The sequence below is a fragment of the Saprospiraceae bacterium genome (assembly GCA_016713025.1).
Taxonomy (GTDB): domain Bacteria; phylum Bacteroidota; class Bacteroidia; order Chitinophagales; family Saprospiraceae; genus OLB9.
Genome location: JADJPZ010000004.1, coordinates 3,537,958 through 3,557,315, shown reverse-complemented (window position 1 = coordinate 3,557,315; position 19,358 = coordinate 3,537,958). Strand labels below are relative to the sequence as shown.

The following is a 19,358-nucleotide window of genomic DNA, read 5'->3' as shown; positions in this document are numbered from 1 at the left end:
TTAAGTCAATACTTTCTCTGCTTTTTTCTCTTCTACCCTGGTTTTGAGCCAATCGCACCATTTATCCATTCCGTCACCATTCATGCTTGAGATGGTGATGACTTCCAGGTTTGCATTGATTTCCTGAGCATCTTTGGTTACAGCTTCTACACTAAAAGGAAGATAAGGCAATAAATCAGATTTAGAAACGACCATAAGTTCGCTGGTCAGAAACATTTTTGGATATTTTTTGGGTTTGTCATCTCCTTCGGTTGTAGCTATTAAGGTTACTCTATAATCTTCGCCAAGATCAAAAGACGCAGGACATACGAGATTACCTACATTTTCAACAAAAAGTAATTCCACACCATCTAGATTGATAGATTGCATAGCTTGCCATATCATCTGAGCTTCAAGATGGCAGATACCTCCAGTTACGATTTGTAAGGCATTTCCACCTACATGACGGATTCTTTCGGCATCCCGCTCCGTTTCTAAATCGCCTACTAGCACTGCGATATTTATTTCTTGTCCCAATCTTTTTACAGTCTCTTGCATAAGGCTCGTTTTTCCGCTCCCAGCAGAAGAGACCACATTGACCATAAGTATATTTCTATCGGCAATATTTTTTCTGATGGCATCTGCAACAAAATCATTGGCCTGGAGAAGGTGCATGGTAGTATTGTCACAAGCCACGGTGCCACGAGCATTTTTATTGGATTTGGGAACTCTGAGATTTGCCATAAAAGAGATTGATAAGTTATTTTTAAAATTATACTTGCAAAATTAGTATTATGTCCGACTAACCGATCATATTCATTGTATTTAGTAAATTTTTTCTAAAACATCGTATGTTAATCGTGAGTGTATTTCAAAACGTCAAGCTCCAAAGTTGTATATGAATCAGCAAAAGATCATCATACTAATTTATAAACGAAAATTTGACCGGATAAAAGGAGCCAAAATTCAAATAAAACAAGTATTTTTGCTTGACCGAGTAATGAAACATGATGTTATAATTTTTTATTAAATAATTTTAAATATTCATTGAGCAGTATTACCACCAAAAAGAAATTGTTGGATTCAGCCATAAAATTGTTTAACAATATGGGCATAGTGAATGTGCGATTGCAGCACATCTCAGATGATGCTATCATTAGTCTGGGAAACATAACGTACCATTTCAAGACAAAGGATGAAATCATTCATGCTATATGGTCACAAATTAAAGAGGAGCAAAAGATCCTGCTTTCTGAGTTCAGGATAATGCCTTTATTTGAGGACATTGACAGATACCTATTTGCATCTTTTCAGTTGCAGCAAAAATATATATTTTTTTACCAGGACATCCTGGAGGTTGTTCGAGCATATCCTGCTATCGGTCTGGAGCATAGACTGCATGTCGCCTGGCAGGAACAACAGATGAGCAATATGTTTATTTTTAATACGGCCCGAGGCGCTTTAGTAAAGGAACCATATGAAGACTTTTATAAAATATTAGCTGGTAATTGGATATGGATGTTTGAAAACTGGATGCAAAGACAGCAGATATTATCCAAAGATATTAATGATTACCTAACATTTAGTCAATCGCTTTGGAATGTGCTGATGCCTGTGTTTACACCACAAGGCTTCAATGAGTTTAATCAAATGTTGCTAATAAAAACAAAACTAAAAGATGAATTCCCGTTGTACCCTTGATTATGATACCTATAAATGGTTATTAAATTCCATAAATTCCGGTCTGCTTTATGATGGTGCCAAAGCAAGTAGCTTTGATATGAATTTTATTAAAGATGATAGCTGGCTATCTGAAACATCAGTTATAGAGCAAATTGCTAACAGACATGGTACCTGGCATATTGATTTACTTTTTGCGTACTATAAGGAACCATTGAGATTTATCATAAGAAAAATTTCAAGTCATACATCTCATAAACAAGCCAGTTTAGTGGGAAGCATCTTCAGAAGACAAGCTGCCAAAGATCAAAGGGGGACAATCACCATTGATGCAGAACTACTAAATATTAATTACAATTAAATGACCACAAAACAAAGAATTTTAGAAGGTTCAATACATATGTTTAATGAGCATGGAATAGCCAATGTTCGTTTGCAACAAATAGCAGATGAGTGCGGGATTAGTGTAGGTAATCTTGCTTATCATTTCAAAAATAAAGAAGCTATAGTTGGTTTTGTATATGATGAAGTGTTTTCTGAGTTTTCGGAAATATTGTCTGATTACCTGTTGGAAGAATCTATGCTCGGCACACATGATAAGCTCGGTAAATATTACATTTTCTTCAATAAATATAAATTTTACTTTACAGATATATTTGAGATAGAACGCAATTATCCGGAAATCATCACCAAATGGCATCATTACATCAACAGGATGCTTTTGCAAATGAAAGGGAGAATCGACTTTGATAGCTCAAGAGGAGTTTTGATAGCTCAATCCGATGAGATGAATGAACTATTAGCCAATAATATTTGGATGTCGATCATATTCTGGTTGCCTCAGCGCGTGTTGAGAGGATTGCCTCTAGACGAAAAATTATTTAAAGAAGCAGTATGGAGTCAAATCATACCTTATTTTACCCAAAAAGGTCAAGACGAGTTCGTTGCTTTGATTTATCCCACTTTAGTGTAAATTTTATATAACAAAACAATCATCATAAATTTAATAAATAATCAATATAAAATATTGCTCTATTTAAAATAATATACTGTTAGAAAATATTTTCTAATTATTAGTAAATATTTTCAAATTATTTTAGTAAAAACATACTAAAGTTAAAATACTATTATATATTTGCCTTTATATTGTAAAACATCATATAAATTTAGGTTTTACCATACAAAAACAAAACATTATTGTTCACAATCTAAAGTCACACTTATTATGGCAAATGTACTTTGGCTGCAAGGTGGAGCATGTAGTGGAAACACAATGTCTTTCCTTAATGCAGAAGAGCCCACAGTAGTAGAGTTAGTCACTGATTTCGGCGTAAACATCCTTTGGCACCCATCCATTGGTCTCGAAATCGGTCATCAGGTATCAGATCTCATGGAGAGTATCATCAAAGGTAAAACACAATTGGACATTTTGGTCTATGAAGGTTCTATCATCCAAGGTCCAAATGGATCTGGCACCATGAATTACTTTTGCGAAAGACCTATGATGGACTGGATCAAAGAACTCTCCGATGTCGCAGGATTTGTAGTAGCCATTGGCGATTGCGCTACATGGGGCGGCATTCCGGCAGTACCACCCAATCCAAGTGAAAGTACAGGTATGCAATTCTTAAAAAATGTCAAAGGCGGATTTTTAGGATCAAATTATAAATCTAAGGGCGGATTGCCTGTCATAAACATACCGGGATGTCCTGCACACCCGGACTGGATAACTCAGATATTAGTGGCTATCGCTACAGGTAGAATCGGAGATGTATTACTAGATGAATTCCATAGACCAAAAACGTTCTTTACCGATTTCGTACAGACAGGATGTCCTAATGCTATCAGTTTTGCACAAAAAGTAGATGGCCACTTTGGAAAAAGAGGTGGTTGCTTATTTTACGAAGTTGGTTGCAGAGGGCCGATGACAAGAGCCAGTTGTAATAAGATACTGTGGAATCGTACTTCCAGTAAAACAAGATCTAACCATCCTTGCCTTGGTTGTACCGAACCGGGATTTCCGCACCATGACTTAGCAAAAGGTAGCGTATTTAAAACGCTCAAATATCTTGGATTTCTACCACAAGATGTCCCCACCGGTAACTCAAGGCTTGTGTACTATGCCAGAGCTGGTGTAGAAAAGACTTTTGGCGCATTGGAAGGATTGGTGGGTGTCAATAAAGAACACTTTGAGACTTCTAAATAATTCATATTTATTGATTAAAAAAATTAAAAATAATGTCAGCAACATATAAAGAATTAAATATCTCACCTGTAGGAAGGGTAGAAGGAGATCTGGATGTCAAAGTGTATATGGAAAATGGTGTTGTCACCCGTGCACACACGCAAGCAGCCATGTTCAGAGGATTCGAACGAATCATGGCAGGCAAAGATCCACAATCAGGACTCATCGTAACACCCCGTATTTGTGGTATATGTGGCGGATCACACTTGTATTGTGCATCTTCAGCATTAGACACCATCTGGAAAACACAACTGACACCCAATGCATTATTGCTTAGAGCACTTGGCCAGGCTTGCGAAACCATACAGAGTATCCCGAGATGGTTTTATGCCATTTTTGCAACGGATATGGCCAACAAAAAATTTGCCAATAAACCACTATATGCGGAAGTCACCAAAAGATGGGCAGCATATGTAGGTACGTCATTCCAATCTGGTGTCACTGCTTCTGCATTACCTGTAGAAGTATATGCATTGTTTGGTGGTCAATGGCCACACTCATCTTACATGGTGCCAGGCGGCGTGATGTGTGCACCTACCCTCAAAGATATTACGAGGGCACACGCAATCATGAATCACTTCCGTAACAGATGGCTCGAAACAACTTTCTTAGGATGCTCTATCGATAGATACTTGCAGATCAAGACTTGGGATGACATGATGGCTTGGGTAGAAGAAAACGAAAGTCAGCGAAACAGTGATATGGGTTTATTTATCAGAGCGGGACAAGAATTTGGTTTAGATAAATTTGGAGAGGGAGTTGGAAAGTTCATTGCTTTCGGCACTTACCTTCACAAAGACTTATATAACAATCCTACTATCGAAGGTAGAAATAATGCTTTGATAAGTGCAGGAGGGTTTTATGATGGTAAAAATTTCCACACATTGGATCATTTGAATGTACAGGAGCATGTCAATCACTCATGGTATCAGGATGTCAAAGCGTCTCACCCATGGGATGAGCCACTTCCTACACCATTGCAATCACAAAATTTGATAGACACAGATTTCAGCGGTAAATATAGCTGGGCAAAAGCACCACGATATATGGGACACGCTGCTGAAGCCGGGCCACTATCCCGAGTAATCATGGCAGGAAATCCTGCAAACTTAAGTCATCAAAATCAAGATCCACTTTTCCTTGATGTTATAAAGAACAAAGGCGTCAATGTATTTACCCGTACACTTGCCAGACTTCATGAAGCACCTAGACTCTACAACTATATAGATGAATGGCTCAGACAAATCGATCTCAATGGTGAGTTTTATATCAAACCGGAAGAGAGAGATGGCAAAGGATGGGGAGCAACAGAGGCTGCTAGAGGAGCATTAGCACACTGGGTAGAGATCAAAAATGGTGTCATCGAAAATTATCAAGTGATGGCTCCTACAACATGGAATGTAGGACCGAATGACGAAAATAATAATCCCGGACCTATAGAATCAGCCTTAGAAGGTACTGAAATAGAAGATCCGCACGATCCTGTAGAAGTAGGTATGGTGGCTCGCTCTTTTGACAGTTGTCTGGTCTGTACAGTTCATGCTCATGATGCTAAATCAGGTGCTCAATTGGCCAAATTTAAATTATAATTTTAAGTTATATTGAAATATTTTTAGAATCGCTGTAAACCATTTGCAGCGATTCTTTTTTATTTAATCATATTAGTTTATGAGTACTGCAATAATGGGTTTTGGTAATCCCGTCAGAAGTGATGATGGTGTAGGATGTTATGCGCTCGAAAAACTAAAAACTGAAATAGCCGATAGAAAAGATATTTCATTTTTTGATATGGGTACTTCTGCTTTCGAAGTATTGTTTCAACTCAAAGGACATGACAAAATCATCATTATAGATGCTGTAATCAATTCCAATGAAGCAGATGGTACTATATTCAGACTACCTGCATCAGAGATAAATGCGGCAATCATTGATGATCCTATGGTTTTTCTACATAGTCTGAAATGGGATCAAGCATTGTCCTATGCAAAAAAAATAATGCAAGATGAATTCCCACAGAATGAAATTTATGCTTTTCTCATAGCAGTCAGTGATATAAAAATGGAGATCGGTTTGAGCCCAGCAGTTTTGGAAGCTGCAGAAAAAGTGATTGATCATATTAAAATCGAACTTTTAACATAATTCATGATTGCACATGGAACGTATTTATAGTTTTGAAGGTATGACTCCTTCTGTACCAGATCCGATGCATGGCTCGTTGGTCAAACTCAAAAACGGACATCTGATGATCGACGCTAATCTTGCTGACCAAACCATCGGTTCAGGTAGACAAGTATATGCGGTATATTACCATAATATCAAAGCCATATTATTGGCACCAGATAATGATGAAACATTTCGTGCAGCCCATGAAGTGATTATGCTTTTTGTCAAAGTGAAAAATAGTCTTGGGGACAGATCTATTTCTATTCAGGAGTTTTTGGCAGACCATCCTATCGATGACCAAGACAGAGACTTGGTCTATATGTCTGCACCAGGACTACCCATGTTACATATTAGTTTATAAAAGAAAATCCTTTGACTTTGATATATATTTACACCACAGCACAAAATAAGGCTCAGATTCTGAGTATCATTCAATCTCAACCCAGGATGGAAGAACTGGTATCGGTCAGGGATTTTATGGAAGAAAAACCAATCAATAGCGGAAATGCATTGATCATTAATGCTAACGGTATCTCATTTTCTATAGATTGGTACAACGTGGAACCACCATATATAATGCCGGAATTTATCATGATGGATGATGAAATATTGCTTGGTTTGATTTATCATAAACTTGGAAATCATCAAGTAGCAAAAAACTTATTGGGAAACCATGGTGCCTTATGGTCTGAATTGGAACACACAGTCAGTCTTAAAAACAATATGGAAATCAATCCGGATAGACTTACTGTAGAGACCTACCACGATTTTGATGACTATAGGCTAATGCATAATCACGCTATTGTCCGTCACTATAGTATGCAGTGGTCTGAAGATGTAAAAGATAAGATTCAATATTACTATAATGCAGCAATAGATAGCGCGCCAAATGAAGAATATCTGGCATTTACGGCAAAACACTATATTAGTTTTTTGATGGATGTTAGAGACTACACACTCGCTGAAAAAATAATCAATGACACCCTTCAAAGAGCTATATCTTCGGATGCTAAAATGGAGATGGAGTATCTACTGTGTCAAATATGGATGACCAGACTTACCGTACCTTATGATACGAATTTGTTAGAAAATATTAAGACGAAGCTTTGGAATGTATTGACCTGGTATGAAAAGTCAGAAAGGACCATAGAACTGGCACTATTGCTCGAAGATGCATCCCATATTGCTAGTATATCAGAAAGTTTTGCTGAGTCACTTGGTTATATCACACGTGCTATCAAAATCTATAATGATGAAGAACTCGATGACCTGTATTATAATGCACAATATAAACGTGGACAACTATTGTATAATTGGGCTCGAAATGGTCAAATTCAATTTTTCATTCCTGCCACTGAAAGTTTTCAGCAAGCATTGAAGTACTTTACGAAAGACGATTATCCAGAAATATTTGCAGATATCCAACATTTGCTGGGCGTCATTTATTCAGAAATACCTGATGAGGTCAAAAAGAAAAGCATTTGGGCTGCAGTGTCGCATTCAGCGTTTTTAGAAGCACTTTCTATTTTCAATAAAGAGACGATGCCTTATCAGTATGCTATGGTGTGCAATAGCTTGGGCAATGCTTTGACCAAATATCCTACTGCAATCCATTCAGACAATTTTGAAAAAGCACTGTTTTATTACAATGAATCTTTAGAGATCAGAAATGCTACTTATTTCCCATTCGAAAGATCATTAACTTTGCTTAATTATCTTGAAGCATCATGGCATGCTGATAATTCTTCCAATGAATTGAATCCCGAAAGATTCGATGATATGTGGGAAAAAAGTGAAGAAGTGATTGCCATCAATGCAAGTCAGGAATTTGTAACTGATGCGATGGATCACCAGAACAGATTGTCTCAGCTTAAAGCATTAATTGGCTCTAAAGGATAATTATATTTTCTTATTACCGGTTAATAAAAAAAGGTCTCAAAAGCCTTTAATTCATTGATTTCCTGTGATACAAATTTATCAAATAACTTGTCATAAATTTGACTTTTGAGTGCTTATATGCCTACATCTATCAATCTTATTCCTTTGTCGGTCATAAATATATTGTCAAATGAAAATTCTGGCATATCAGAAGGTCTGCGTAAATCTCGATGTGCAAAACCATTAGCATGAAGTTGGAACAATTCATCTTCAAAAACTTCAAATATCAATTGCCTTCTTTCAAATTCAAATGCTCTGAAATCAATAGGATATAATTTTTCCATTACCTATACTTCCGTGTCATCAGGTAATAAATCTAATCATACAATTTTCACAACGAGGTCGTTTATGTTGTTTGCAAATTTCATTTTTTCAGCTTCCGAGCCTGTCTCTGATCTAGTATTTTCGAAAAACAACTTACCTGCTTCTGATTCTGACAGAGCAATTACAGTATTATTTGAACCTGAAGACAGTGTTTTTGGGTATTTTTTTGCCATCAACGTTGATTTTAACTGCAAAAATACAAAATTTAGGTCAACCTTAATAAATCAAAATGGTGTAATGGAGACCCTATTTATAATATTTTGAAATCCAATTATCTCAATTTGTAAAAATAATTCTTCCTAACAATTGTAAATGAATTTTTACCTTTGCGCTTCATTTTGTTAAAACACCATCAAAATACATTATCATGGATACCGTCATAGATCAATTGATTCAAGAAGAGTTACAACGCCAAAGACAAGGAATTGAATTGATTGCTTCAGAAAATTTCACATCACAAGCTGTGATCAATGCGGTAGGAAGTTGCCTTACAAATAAGTATGCTGAGGGTTATCCGGGCAAAAGATATTATGGAGGTTGTGAAGTGGTGGACAAAATAGAACAAATAGCCATAGACAGACTATGTGCCTTGTTCGGTGCTGAATATGCCAATGTTCAGCCACACTCTGGTGCTCAGGCCAATGCTGCTATATTTTTAGGCGTATTACAGCCAGGAGATGCTATTTTAGGATTTGATTTGTCGCATGGTGGTCATTTATCTCATGGTTCGCCTGTCAATTACTCCGGCAAAGTGTACCAAGCCAATTTTTATGGTGTAGATCAGGAAACAGGTCGCATTGACATGGAGAAAGTTGCCAGCAAAGCTCATGAAGTGAAACCAAAACTCATTATCTGTGGTGCTTCAGCCTATTCCAGAGATTGGGATTACAAAAGATTCAGAGAGATAGCGGATGAAGTGGGTGCACTTTTATTGGCAGATATCGCACATCCTGCGGGATTGATTGCGGCAGATTTGTTGACAGATCCATTGCCACACTGCCATATTGTATCATCTACTACCCATAAGACATTGAGAGGGCCAAGAGGCGGTATCATAATGTTGGGCAAAGATTTTGCAAATCCCTGGGGACGTACTACAAAAAAAGGCGACCCGATCATGATGTCAACTATATTGAACAGTGCTGTATTTCCTGGTATGCAAGGTGGCCCACTAGAACACGTCATTGCTGCCAAAGCGATAGCATTTAGAGAAGCATCACAAGATAGCTTCAAAGAATACGGCAAACAAGTCATCGCCAATGCCAATGCGATGGCAAATGCATTTACAAGTAAGGGCTACAAAATCATATCAGGAGGTACTGACAATCACATGATGCTCATCGACCTTCGTGCCAAGTCAGCGGATATCTCCGGCAGAGATGCCGAGAATGCTCTTGTAGCAGCAGATATCACCATCAACAAAAACATGGTGCCTTTCGATAGCAGGCCTGCTTTGCATACTTCAGGTATTAGAATCGGTACGGCTGCCATTACTACAAGAGGATTTAAGGAATCAGACTGTGAACAAGTAGTAGAGTGGGTTGATGCTGCAATAATGAATAAAGACAATCCTTCCATCATCAAGGACATCAAATCGAAGGTCAATGATTTTATGAAGGAATTCCAGTTATATTGAGCCTCAGATTGGAGTTAAAAGTAGGGGAAGCTAAGAATTTGATTGTATCAATTTGATGATACAGAAAACTGCAGTATGATGTTCTTTTTACTTATTGTATGAGATCTTACACCTGAATAAATCCTTTACTTATTTCATTCTTCCGACTTCATAAGACACATTTTTGAAAAATTATTCATCATTTTTGAAAAAAGGTGATAGAATTTTCATCAAAATATTCCAACAGGTTATGATATTGTTTCATGTATTAAGATATGTTCCATAAAGAATTAACTAACAGTTAAAAAAGCAATATTTGGATATGTTGCTGATTATCAATCATATATAAGTTGTATTTATACGAAAAAATACTTTAAAATTGTGGATAAATTCTTTTTATAAATTAGTACCACTGTTTTATAAATATCTATATTTACACCGTTATTAATTCCCTGACTCAGTAACTATATATATGGATAACAAAATAAAACGAGACTTAGCCCTAATAAACCTCGTCACGGATTTTGAGAATAAATTTGAACTGGGAGAAATAGGATATCTTGAAGAAAAGGTTTTTTTTCAGATTCTTGAATACTACGAAGATGAATATTTACTTGAAAAAGCACTTGAAGTAGTAGAATATGCCATAGAACTTTACAAATACAGATCAGAATTTTATATAATCAAATCAAGAATACTTTTAAGTAGTGGCAAGGTTGACGAAAGTCTCAAAACGATTGCCATAGCCGAAACGATCGCCCCGTTTGAAAGAGAAATCAGTCTCATAAAAGCAAGAGCACTTGCCATAAAGAAACAATTTGATCAGGCAAGAACAATACTTGAAGACCTCTGGGTTGGAGCTACTCATTCTGATACAGTAGAAATACTCATTGCAGAGTCCTACATTTATGAAAATATGAAAGACTATAATGCAATGTATGACGCTCTGGCAAAAGCTGTTTTGATGGACAGTAAAAACGAAGAAGCCATGGAAAGGGTTTGGATCAGTGCTGAGTTATCAAGACGGTATGCTGATAGCGTAGAGCTGCACAAAACCATCATTGATTCAGATCCATACAATTATCAGGCATGGTATAATCTGGGTCATGGATATACATGTACTTGGGAATACGAAAAAGCCATTGAGGCATTGGAATATTCATTTATCGTCAACCCTGAGTTTGAAAGTGCCTATCTTGATTGTGCAGATACTTGCCTTCAGATCAAAGAGTATGATCGGGCACTTGAAATTTATATAGAAGCCAACAAAAGATTCGGGCCCAATGATGAGTTAATGGTCAACATCGCGAGTTGTTATATCTCTCTCAATAAAATAAGTATTGCAAAACAATGGTTGCTCAAAGCCATCAAATTAGATGCCTACAATGATGAGGCCTTGTTTTTACTAGGTGAGTGCTACTCAGCTGAAAAAATCTGGTACAACGCCATAAATGCTTATCATAAAGCAATACAGATAGAAAATAGAAGAGAAGAGTACTATTTGGGTCTGGCTAAAGCTTTTGTAGCAGTAGAAGATTATAATAAGGCTACTTACAACTTCCAGATGGCCACCCAGACAGGACCTGAGGATACTTTATACTGGAGAGAATATATCTGTTTTCTTTTGAAGCTAGGTTTGCATGATGAAGCTGAGCAAATTCTGGATGAAGCTGAAGACCACACCTTTGGGGCTGATTTGATCTACTGCAGAGCTGCACTTTCATTTATGGTAAATGACAGAAAGGAATGTCTGGTACTGCTTGAAGAAGCATTAATCGAAAATCATGAAAGTCACCATTTGCTCTTTGAGATATCTCCTGAGATAAGAATTGACAAAGAAATCATTTCAATGATAAAATATTATGAAGATATAGAGTAACAGTTATTTCTATAACTTTTATTTAAACTTTTAAACTCTTTTAATAACCAAGACTGAAGAGCGTCCGATCAAAAGGATGCTCTTTTTGTTTTTTTAGTGAAAGTATATCTTCAAATTTTTATTAGGAATTGAGCTTTTCCATCGCTTCTATCCATTCTTCTGCTTTACCCAATGTAGCCGTCATATTACTACTGTACATCCCTGCATATTTAGCCAGCTCACACTCACTCTGAATTGATTTATATCCGGCAATTAAATGTTCAGGAACTTCACGATCACTTAAATGTTTGAATATTGATTCCGGATTATGCGTAATATCGGGCAGATTAAATTTCTTTTGGAGGTAGACAGTAGTTGCCTTTGAGATTTCATGATAAAATAGCTCAGGTTGGTTCCTAGAAATATGCGATGCTGCAGTTGATAAACTTTCTTTTGCAAAATCAGAGATTGACATAAGGTCGTCCTTTTTATACAATTTCTTTTGCTTGAAAAAATATTTATAATAGGCTGCAAGCAAAAACGACAATAAAATACCTGACAAAATGAAGAAATACCATTTTGATCCAAAAAAAAGTCGATCCATCGGCATCAGATGGTCATCATCAGATGGTTTAGTCCCGAGAATAGTCTGACTACTTTCACTTTTGGTACGGCTCTTCAAATCTCCTTTTATTACATTTATCGTAAACGGAGATGACTGAATAGTTTTGTATGAAGCACTATTTAAATCAAAATACGAAAATAAGGGAGTAATGGTGTAAGTAGAATCTACAGATGGAACAAGAATGTAATCAAACTCTTTTTTCATCATAATTTTATCACCTCTTTGATATGTTTCATCCTTGATCAATGAAGGACTATATTGTTCAAATCCATAGGGCAATTCGAATGCTGGTGCCTGTACAATCCTTGAATCACCGTCACCTTCGATCTGCAGGCTGATAGTAACACCTTCACCGGTCACAACAGTTGACTTTTTTATTTGAGCATTCATTGTAAAATTTCCGACTGCACCTGTAAATGATCCTGGCGCAGGAGATGGCAAGCTCTGTACCTTGCATTTTAAAGTATTACTTAATACAGTTTCTTGCCTGGTATCCCTGAAAAAGAAAGATGACTGACCGTTTTCTACAGCAATATCCAGATTACAGTTTACCGGTCCCAAATTATAAAGTCCTGTTTTCTGCGGAAATAACGCCCATCGCCTGACGACCTGAGAGTAGTATTCTTTGCCTTTTATATTGACAGTATGAGGTTGATCTCTTATGTCATTGATAGCCTGAGAAAAGAAACCATCAAATAGAGGTTCGTTAAGTAACTGAAAAGACTCAATATTGGTACGCGTATATAGCACCAGATTGAGTATGGTCTGCTGGCCCACATAGGCATTATTATCTTTTAATTCCAACCTCACAAACGTTTCTGATGAGTTATCTCCCGGCAAATTTGATTTGGACTTACTTTGTCCGGTGACATCTATGGATAAAGTATTGGATTTGATGGTTTTACCATCTGATTGAATAGTAGCCGAACCGATAGTAAATTTGCCTTTTTTTGCAGCCAGGAGCAAGTATTGATAAGACTGTGTTCCTGAACGCTTACCATTGATGATGGTGACAGATGATGAAGTCGAAGGCCCTTGTACAACTCTGAATGGAGCAAGATCAGGAAGTTGAAGGTTTTTTCCATTCATGTTTTCGAGGACTATGTTCAGAATAAAGGTTTCTCCTTCGGCTATCTCTGTCCTATCCGTCTCCATAAAAAATCTTGAATCCTGAGCACTAAGAATCAAACCTATGCCTGATAGCAGATACAGGTGTAAAGAAAATAAAATCAATCTGCCGTTTTTCATAATCAGATCTTTTTCAACACTCTTTTTTTAGTATTTGTTTTTCCGGTGGTGTCACTCTCGGGAAGTTGCTCGGATTTAAATCGTTTGTTGAAAGATGACTTTTCTGATCTTCCTGAACCTTCTAATACAAATATTTGAACTGGTACTGTTTTGATTTCTTCAGTTTCCGTTTGAAGGCTTGCGGTGCCTATAGTAATATCTCCTGTCAACTCCGGCAGGAGCATATAGGTATAAGATTTTTTCTGACTGACTACCCCATTGATCATAGTAAATGAAGAAGACGTATTGGGTCCGCCAATAATTCGAAAACCTTCAAATGTTGGTGGTGTGTATCTACCCTGAGTATTTTCAATGAGGAGTTCTACCTTGACTACTTCGTCCTGAAACATTGTATCCTTATCCACAACTATACTTAAGCTACCTTTTTGAGCAGTGAGGTCAAATAAGTAAAAGAAGAAAATGACTGCCAAATATGGTTTAATATGCATAAAACACAAATTTAATTCAATCCTGTAATTAATAGAAAACTTGTATATCTCTGGCTAATGAGGCCAAATTCAAAACATACATTAAACAAGTATGAAAAAAAATTGGTTCAAGCCAGACTAAAAAATCAGATATGAATGGGTCTGTTTGCTGTGGCTGCCATTGCAGCTTCTTTTACGGCTTCAGTGTACGTAGGGTGAGGATGGGATATTCTGGACATATCCTCAGCACTTGCCCTGAACTCCATTAAAGCAACTGCCTCCATGATGACATCGGCAACCCGAGGGCCTACCATATGTACTCCCAGGATTTCGTCGGTATCTTGATGAGCAATCACCTTAACCATGCCGTCCGTATCCATGCTTGCCCTTGCTCTTCCCAGTGCCTTGAATGGAAATTTTCCAATCTTGTATGGTATGCCAGCGTTTTTTAATTCATCTTCGGTCTTGCCGACAGCTGCGACTTCAGGCCACGTATATACGACACCTGGTATGAGATTGTAATCAATGTGCGGCTTGCCTTCTGCAATATATTCTGCTACCAAAATACCTTCTTCTTCAGCTTTGTGTGCCAACATTGCGCCCTTGACCACGTCACCTATAGCAAATATGCCGGGTACTGATGTTTCCAGATGTTCATTGACCTGGATTCTACCTTTATCATCTGTTAGAATACCGATTGATGCTAAATTCAATCCATCAGTATAAGGTTTTCTTCCTATAGCAACAAGACAATAATCAGCCTTTATGTCAAATGATTCATTGCTGTCCTTTTTACTGACTGTAACCGTGCAGGATGATTTTGAAGCCTTCACTCCTGTCACTCCATGTCCCAAATGAAAGGTCATACCCAGTTTTTTGAGGGTACGCATGAGTTCTTTACTACAGTCAGTGTCCATAGACGGTATGATTCTGTCCATATACTCCACTACTTCTACTGATGTACCTAATCGGGCAAAGACTGATCCTAATTCCAGCCCTATCACACCACCTCCGACTACCACCATTTTTTCGGGCACTTTATCTATATTGAGCGCCTCTGTGGATGTGATGACCCTGTTTTTATCATAATGAAAAATATCCGGAGTTATGGGTTTTGAACCAGTAGCAATGATAACTTTTTCAGTATGTATTTCAGTTGTGCCTTTACTATTAGTTACCGAAATTACATTTTGATTTACAAATGCTCCCACTCCGGTATAAACATCAATTTTGTTTTTTTTCATCAGAAAATCGATGCCTTTGCATGTTTGTTCGACGACTTCGTTTTTTCTTTTGATCATCTGCTGCATATTGATCTTAACAGACGGAACCTCGATACCATGGTCTCCGAATCTTTCTTTAGCATTGTGATAATGCTCAGAACTGTCTAATAGTGCCTTTGACGGGATACATCCGACGTTGAGACATGTCCCTCCAAGGGTATTGTATTTTTCTATTATAGCTACTCTTTTCCCCAATTGGGCTGCTCTTATGGCTCCTACATATCCTCCGGGCCCAGAACCAATCACTACAAGATCGTACTTCATCATTATGATATATATGGTTAAATAGTTATTAGCATTTGACTTAATGAGACATTTCTATTTTCCTGATGCATCATTCAATATCTATCATTCACCCTTGCCTTTGTTAGGGTTTTTTCTGAAAAACTTTTTCTTTTTTTTATTGGTTCCTTCAGGCCTGCTACCTTTTTCCTGATTAGGTCCTATGGAATTGACGTTATTGATGTTATCACTGGTGCTTTTCGGAGGACCTTGCCGTACAATATTGTTTTGTTGTGGCTTCACATGGTCTCTGCTACTTTCTGGTGGTGTACTTTTGTTTTCTCCAGACTGAGGATTCCCATCATTTGCTTTTGGAGATTGTCTCATTTGATTGGGGTTATTACCTCTTTTTTCATCCTTGTACTTTGGTTTCTTTTTCTTTTTTCGAGGATCATTCCTTAATTCAATCTGGCCGGTAACATCTTCATACCCATGCTCTGCATTCTCGTCATCAGGATTAACAATCACCGGATTGATTGCTGCTTCAGAAGAAAGTTCATTTGGGATAATATTTTTGTTGTTGAGCTCTTTGACTTCTTTTGCCCGACGAGTGGAAACTGACACAATGGTTCCCTTAAGCTTATCATTATTTTCATAAGTGTAGTAGAGCAATCCTTTGAAGATATCTGTTTTAATGAGCACCATTGACCCTTGTTTGGTCTTCAGTATGTCTGCATTTTCCGGAAAATCTTCAAGTGCATCAAGATATGTATCCAGTTCATAATTGAGACAACACTTCAGTCTGCCGCACTGACCTGAAAGCTTTGACTGATTGATGGCAATATTCTGATATCTGGCAGCAGCTGTATTTACGGATTTAAAATCAGAAAGCCAGGTAGAACAACACAACTCTCTTCCGCATGATCCTATACCACCGATACGAGCTGATTCCTGTCTTGCACCTATCTGGCGCATTTCTATCTTCACTTTAAATTCTCTGGCATATTCTTTTACCAACTCCCTGAAGTCTACCCGACCTTCAGCTGTATAATAAAAGGTGGCTTTTTTCTTATCGCCCTGATACTCTACATCTCCGAGCTTCATATCCAGCCCTAAAGTTCTGGCGATCACTCTGGCCCTGACCATAGTTTCCTTTTCGAGTTGTCTGGCTTCTTCGAGTTTTTCAAGGTCTCTTTCATTGGCTTTTCTGATCACTCTCAGTGAGACTCTCTCTTCAGTGGTATGTCTTTTTTTCATCTGGAGTCTGACCAACTCACCTGATAATGAAATACGTCCGACATCATAACCACTCACCGTCTCCACGACTACCATATCACCTGTTTCTGTTCTGGTAGAAGGGTCGTTGATAAAAAACTCTTTATGTGATCCTTTTTTAAAACTTATCTCAGCTATATGATATGCGGTAGGGTCAAACATTTCTTTTGAACTGATCCAGTCATACGTGTTATGTTTGTTACAACTACCTGAAGTACAATGTCCTTTGTCTCCGCAGCCTCTGGGAGTACCATTTGAATCAATACTACAACTACTGCATCCCATGGTATGTTTATTGTTTAATTGAATGATTTTATAACCCGCAAAGGTAGTTTTTCTTTACCTTTTGATCGTAATAAACACATATTATTCTTTAAATGTTTTAATTTGGCATAACGCTTGTCAACCTCTTTAATATATATTTATGATTTTATTAATTTTTGAATATGTATCATTGCTAAAAAATTTACGTCTATTGTTTTAAATAAATATTTTAAAATCATGAGAATTTCACTTCCATTTGTATTGACCGTCAGTATGTTTTTATCATCCTGCAGCGTCCTGAATCAGTTAAATATCAAACCATCTGCATTGGAGACTGTCATAGCTTTGCAGGAAATCCTTAACAGCAGTACCTTCAAGGCTATCAGGAAGATGAGTGCATTGTATTCAAGTGATCCCACTAAATCACTACCCGCCGAGTTCACGACAGTAATTGAAGGTCTCAAAACATTAGGTCTTGGAAGTGAAGTAGATAAAATCACCCAGCAAACAGGAAAGGTCGCTTCTCTGGTGCTTACTGAAAGTGAAGGTATCATCAAGGAATCTATCAAAGAAATTGATTTTGGTGACGCTGTTTCTATAGTGACTGGTGGTAAAGATGCTGCAACTCAGGTACTCAAAAACAATATGAGAACAGTAGTAAGAAAAAGATATTCGGAAAAACTGGATGCTGAGCTCAGTAAATCAGAATTAAATACTTACTGGCCACTCGCAGCCGGTGCTTACAATATATTTGCAAAAACGAAGGTGGATGCATCATTAAGTAATTTTTTGGCCGACAGAGCCGTTGATGGACTATTTCTTGCAATCGGACATGAAGAGCAGGAAATAAGGAAAGATTACAAGAGTTTAGGTGTCTCTGTAGTCAATAAAGTCTTTGATTATTATACTAATAGAAGGAATATTTAAAGGTATACCGACGAGAATTATTTGAAAAATAATTCTCGTCGGTATTATACTCAAAATGAATACCATAGTAGATGAATTTTTCGCAAACCAATTTATTTTGAGTATAAATCGTTATTATCCCAAAAGACAGCGGTAGAGGTGTGCATAACAAATTTCACAAATTCAAATTTTCTTCCCCGCTACCCTCATTCCCTAAAGAGCTTGTCAAGCTATGCTTGAGACGAGCCAACCAATCCAACCTCATTTTTACCGTCTTATAAGAATAATACTGATAACGTGCAATTTGTTATACACACGCGGTAGAGTCCTGTGGATAGATGCAACAAATGCCCAGTCATCACAAATCAACAAAATTGGCCAGGTCCATTGTCCAGTCGTATTCAGCTGTTTTCAACCTTACATTTGTATCAGGGATAATATTTTGTTTTATAAGGATGTTTTTTATTCCTTCCAGACCACCAAAATCACCTCTGAACCAACTGAATAGAGAAGTGACATAAGCTATTTTATCCGAATGCTGATAAGTTGAAAATTTTTGAAGATAGTTTTTTGTACTGACTTCCAGTTGTTCTTCTATCCGATCGGTATCATATATAGCTACCGGCGGACAAGATTTTGCGCCACAATTCAAGGCAAAGTGAATACGCCAGTCTCTCTTGCCGATCCTGAGCATCTTTTCTGTTTTGTCAGGAAACCACCGGGTGAAATACCCAAGTAAAAAAGGATGCTGAGACCTTCTCAAAATACCATGCTCAATATCTTCAAAACTGAACATCGAACCACCGAGTTTGATTTGCTTTTCTTTAAAAAACGTCCCTCGATCGTTATATTTTTCCGGATGATTTGCAAGGATTACCTGAATGTATGCATTGTACATATTGATCCAAAAAGCCAGTTTTTGCTGATCAGTTTCTACTTGTTGAGAGAGTTGGACCAAATCACAGGAAGCCCAGGTTTGAAGGTATAAATCTACTTTCTCTTTGTTGCGTACAGCAGTTAGAAATTCTATGGACATGGCCAAATAATTGATAGGTTTGCCCTGAGCTGTAAGTACATTTATATCACTTAATATACTGTCAGCAACTATCATTGAGAGTAATAAAATCAATGTCTTCATTGTTTTTCAAAACAATAATTTTTGAATATGGTTATCAAAATAAAATAATAAATGGAAAATGAAGCTAAATATTTTGAAAAACCATACGCATGCATTTAGCAGGATACTGTATCTTTATAGTTTTTATT

17 protein-coding genes and 1 pseudogene are annotated in these 19,358 nt (G+C 37.2%); 11 read left to right on the top strand and 7 right to left on the bottom strand.

Annotated features, from left to right (window positions below; genetic code table 11):
- Nucleotides 1–723: a hydrogenase nickel incorporation protein HypB gene (gene hypB, locus IPK35_21490; GenBank protein MBK8055774.1), complete on the bottom strand. Its 723-nt coding sequence runs from the start codon at nt 721–723 to the stop codon at nt 1–3.
- Nucleotides 724–1,026: 303 nt separating this feature from the next.
- On the opposite strand from hypB, the gene IPK35_21485 reads away from it, so the two are divergent.
- The 8 genes from IPK35_21485 (at nt 1,027) to IPK35_21450 (ending at nt 7,966) form a co-directional block, all read left to right on the top strand.
- On the top strand, nt 1,027–1,680 hold the full coding sequence (locus IPK35_21485; GenBank protein MBK8055773.1) for a TetR/AcrR family transcriptional regulator: 654 nt from the start codon (nt 1,027–1,029) through the stop codon (nt 1,678–1,680).
- Nucleotides 1,658–2,020: a hypothetical protein gene (locus tag IPK35_21480; GenBank protein MBK8055772.1), complete on the top strand. Its 363-nt coding sequence runs from the start codon at nt 1,658–1,660 to the stop codon at nt 2,018–2,020. The genes IPK35_21485 and IPK35_21480 overlap by 23 nt, the downstream gene beginning before the upstream one ends.
- Entirely contained in the window at nt 2,021–2,632 is a 612-nt protein-coding gene (locus IPK35_21475) for a TetR/AcrR family transcriptional regulator (GenBank protein MBK8055771.1), read from the top strand. It abuts the gene before it with no gap.
- Between the two features lie 252 nt (nt 2,633–2,884).
- Entirely contained in the window at nt 2,885–3,865 is a 981-nt protein-coding gene (locus tag IPK35_21470) for a hydrogenase (GenBank protein ID MBK8055770.1), read from the top strand.
- A 32-nt stretch (nt 3,866–3,897) separates the two neighbouring features.
- The gene (locus tag IPK35_21465) at nt 3,898–5,493 is read left to right on the top strand and encodes a nickel-dependent hydrogenase large subunit (GenBank protein ID MBK8055769.1); all 1,596 of its coding nucleotides are present in this window, start codon (nt 3,898–3,900) and stop codon (nt 5,491–5,493) included.
- 79 nt (nt 5,494–5,572) lie between these two features.
- Nucleotides 5,573–6,043, top strand: a complete 471-nt coding sequence (locus tag IPK35_21460; protein ID MBK8055768.1) for a hydrogenase maturation protease — start codon at nt 5,573–5,575, stop codon at nt 6,041–6,043.
- Nucleotides 6,044–6,056: 13 nt separating this feature from the next.
- The gene (locus IPK35_21455; protein ID MBK8055767.1) at nt 6,057–6,428 is read left to right on the top strand and encodes a hypothetical protein; all 372 of its coding nucleotides are present in this window, start codon (nt 6,057–6,059) and stop codon (nt 6,426–6,428) included.
- Nucleotides 6,429–6,445: 17 nt separating this feature from the next.
- Complete coding sequence (locus IPK35_21450) at nt 6,446–7,966, top strand: hypothetical protein (GenBank protein MBK8055766.1); 1,521 nt, start codon at nt 6,446–6,448, stop codon at nt 7,964–7,966.
- Between the two features lie 113 nt (nt 7,967–8,079).
- On the opposite strand, the pseudogene IPK35_21445 reads toward IPK35_21450, so the two are convergent.
- Nucleotides 8,080–8,502 (bottom strand): annotated as a pseudogene (locus tag IPK35_21445) (hypothetical protein).
- A gap of 194 nt (nt 8,503–8,696) precedes the next feature.
- Here IPK35_21445 and IPK35_21440 point away from each other — a divergent pair.
- Both IPK35_21440 and IPK35_21435 read left to right on the top strand, forming a co-directional pair.
- Nucleotides 8,697–9,965: a serine hydroxymethyltransferase gene (locus IPK35_21440; GenBank protein MBK8055765.1), complete on the top strand. Its 1,269-nt coding sequence runs from the start codon at nt 8,697–8,699 to the stop codon at nt 9,963–9,965.
- 451 nt (nt 9,966–10,416) lie between these two features.
- Entirely contained in the window at nt 10,417–11,823 is a 1,407-nt protein-coding gene (locus IPK35_21435; protein MBK8055764.1) for a hypothetical protein, read from the top strand.
- 121 nt (nt 11,824–11,944) lie between these two features.
- Here the strand turns inward: IPK35_21435 and IPK35_21430 are convergent, their stop codons facing one another.
- The 4 genes from IPK35_21430 to IPK35_21415 all read right to left on the bottom strand — a co-directional run bounded on the left by IPK35_21430 (nt 11,945) and on the right by IPK35_21415 (nt 17,207).
- Complete coding sequence (locus IPK35_21430; protein ID MBK8055763.1) at nt 11,945–13,675, bottom strand: protein BatD; 1,731 nt, start codon at nt 13,673–13,675, stop codon at nt 11,945–11,947.
- A gap of 2 nt (nt 13,676–13,677) precedes the next feature.
- On the bottom strand, nt 13,678–14,163 hold the full coding sequence (locus tag IPK35_21425) for a BatD family protein (GenBank protein MBK8055762.1): 486 nt from the start codon (nt 14,161–14,163) through the stop codon (nt 13,678–13,680).
- Nucleotides 14,164–14,288: 125 nt separating this feature from the next.
- Nucleotides 14,289–15,689, bottom strand: coding sequence for a dihydrolipoyl dehydrogenase (lpdA, locus tag IPK35_21420; protein MBK8055761.1), 1,401 nt, complete (start codon nt 15,687–15,689; stop codon nt 14,289–14,291).
- An 84-nt stretch (nt 15,690–15,773) separates the two neighbouring features.
- Nucleotides 15,774–17,207: a hypothetical protein gene (locus tag IPK35_21415; protein ID MBK8055760.1), complete on the bottom strand. Its 1,434-nt coding sequence runs from the start codon at nt 17,205–17,207 to the stop codon at nt 15,774–15,776.
- A 216-nt stretch (nt 17,208–17,423) separates the two neighbouring features.
- Between IPK35_21415 and IPK35_21410 the strand changes: the two genes are divergently transcribed.
- Nucleotides 17,424–18,113 carry a DUF4197 domain-containing protein gene (locus IPK35_21410; GenBank protein MBK8055759.1) on the top strand — a complete coding sequence of 230 codons (690 nt, stop codon included), beginning with the start codon at nt 17,424–17,426 and terminating at the stop codon, nt 18,111–18,113.
- 337 nt (nt 18,114–18,450) lie between these two features.
- Here the strand turns inward: IPK35_21410 and IPK35_21405 are convergent, their stop codons facing one another.
- Nucleotides 18,451–19,230, bottom strand: a complete 780-nt coding sequence (locus IPK35_21405) for a DUF547 domain-containing protein (protein ID MBK8055758.1) — start codon at nt 19,228–19,230, stop codon at nt 18,451–18,453.
- Nucleotides 19,231–19,358 lie beyond the last annotated feature (128 nt).